The sequence below is a fragment of the Arenibacter latericius DSM 15913 genome (assembly GCF_000424985.1).
Taxonomy (GTDB): Bacteria; Bacteroidota; Bacteroidia; order Flavobacteriales; family Flavobacteriaceae; genus Arenibacter; species Arenibacter latericius.
Genome location: NZ_AUKX01000092.1, coordinates 1 through 2,212 on the forward strand (window position 1 = coordinate 1; position 2,212 = coordinate 2,212).

Sequence of the window (2,212 nt, forward strand, 5' to 3'; positions counted from 1 at the left end):
ACCTTAAGTTACAAAAAACCGAGGTTGGATCTGAAGATGATGCAACGGGTTTTCAACAAGGTTATTAAGTTTTGAGACAGTCTGACGGTTTTGTGTATGGTTAGTTGCGTGTTTAAGCAACTAATTTAGTAAACAAAACCGAGCGAGAGAAAATTCCGAAGGAATTTTCCAAGTAAACAACGACCAAAGCAATTAATTATACACGGTGTTGAACGAATCCTCCCTACCGGTCGGAAGCCTTTCCAGAGCAAAATACAACATTTCTTATATTTATGGTACACTTAAAATTTATCGTTATGTACAAAAAAAAGTAAAACGATAGTAGAGACCGCTATCGCAGAAGTTCCTGGGTTTGATACCCTTTTTGGGAAATTAAGGAAGAGTTTCACGATCAATGGCAAGGCCGAGAGTACCTTGAACAACTATACTCGGTGCCTGGCACATTTGGCCCTGCATTACAAACAAAGCCCGGAGACACTTTCTGCCGAGCTGATCGATGATTATCTTTTTCATTGCAAGAACTTGCACAAGACCCCGTCCGAAAGCTTTTTTAAGCACACCGTTTTCAGTCTTCGTGCCATTTATAAGGTCTTGGGAATAAAAGATAGGCATGTCAAGCTTCCGCAAATAAAGCGCCAGAACAAACTGCCCGTAGTGCTGAGCAAGACCGAAGTACGCACTTTGCTCAAAGCGCCCAAATATCTCAAACACCGCTTGATACTGGGGATGCTCTACGGTTGTGGTCTACGCAGCTACGAGCTCTGCGCACTGCGCCTTTGCGATGTCGATTTTGATCGACAGACCGTTTTTGTGAAAAAGCAAAAGGGCAAAGTAGATCGGTACCTGCCCCTTAGCAAACACTTGGCACGCGGGCTCAAAAAATATATTGCAACGGAATCCCCCAAAACCTTCCTGTTCAACAGTCAGGTAACCGACAATGGGGCACCACGGCCCATTACTACCACCGGGATACAATGGGTGATAAAAGAGAACAGGGGCAAGGTAAACACCCACAAGACCATTACCGCCCATTGCCTGCGCCATACCTATGCAACACATTTGCTGGAAGCAGGGCTCAATATCATGAGCCTGAAAGAACTCTTGGGGCATGCTTTTATCGAGACAACATTGGTATACCTGCACGTTGCAAACACAGGGAGTTCGCGCAAGTTCAGCCCGCTCGATACGCTTTTTGAATAATGCGCAGCCACTTCAAGGTGGCCGATGTGCTGGAGATGGAACAGGACCAGATCTCGTCCCAAACCTTTACGGGCTGGCATAGGCGTACCCTACATGCCATTCGTAGATGCCGGACACCTTCTATGGGAGGACATATAGATAAGTGCGATTGCTGCCATAAACTCCACATCAGTTACAACAGTTGCAGGAACCGTCATTGTCCTACCTGTCAGGGACATAAAAGGGAAGAGTGGATACGGGCCCGGGAAAGCGAACTTCTAAGTGTGCCTTATTTCCATGTGGTGTTTACCCTGCCCCCGGAGCTAAACACTTATGCCCTGTCCTATCCTAAAATAATCTATGGGAGCCTGTTTAAGGCGGCTTGGGCAACCCTTGTGCAGTTCGGAGCGAACCCAAAGCACCTTGGCGCACAAATGGGCATGATCGCCATCTTGCATACATGGGGCCAAAACCTGAGCCTGCACCCCCACTTGCACTGTATAGTCCCTGGTGGCGGAGTGAACAGATCGGGCAGATGGAAACCTGCCAAGAACAAGGGAAAGTACCTATTCAATGTGAAATCCATGGGCGTCGTGTTCCGAGCAAAATATGTCGCATTGTTGCGCAAGGAAAAAGTACCCGTTCCAAAAGAAATTTACAATAAGCTATTTGATAAAAATTGGGTAGTGTATGCGAAACAGCAGTTCCATACACCAAAATATGTAGTGGAATACCTAGGCAGGTATACGCATAAGATCGCTATCAGCAATTATCGGATCAAGCAAGTGGACCAGGCGAACAGAACGGTAACCTTCCAGATGAAGAACTACAAAAAAGGAGGACGAAAGGAACTGCTCAAACTCTCCACGCACGAGTTCGTACGCCGATTTGCATTGCATGTTTTGCCCAAGGGCTTTACACGGATACGGCATTACGGCGTATTCAGTCGGTAAAGTACATCTTTTGACAATCTCGGATAAGTTCTAGCTTGCCATCAAAAAAATGGATAAGCAAACCTTTATGTTTGGTTTAA

General features: G+C 46.1%; 1 protein-coding gene and 1 pseudogene. Both read left to right on the forward strand.

The features are described 5' to 3' along the window. Positions 1–414: 414 nt before the first annotated feature. Positions 415–1,200: a tyrosine-type recombinase/integrase gene (locus tag H344_RS21590; protein WP_240485014.1), complete on the forward strand. Its 786-nt coding sequence runs from the start codon at positions 415–417 to the stop codon at positions 1,198–1,200. Continuing rightward, positions 1,200–2,126, forward strand: a pseudogene (locus H344_RS20715) (IS91 family transposase); the annotation flags it as partial. The gene H344_RS21590 and the pseudogene H344_RS20715, both read left to right, overlap by 1 nt. Positions 2,127–2,212 lie beyond the last annotated feature (86 nt).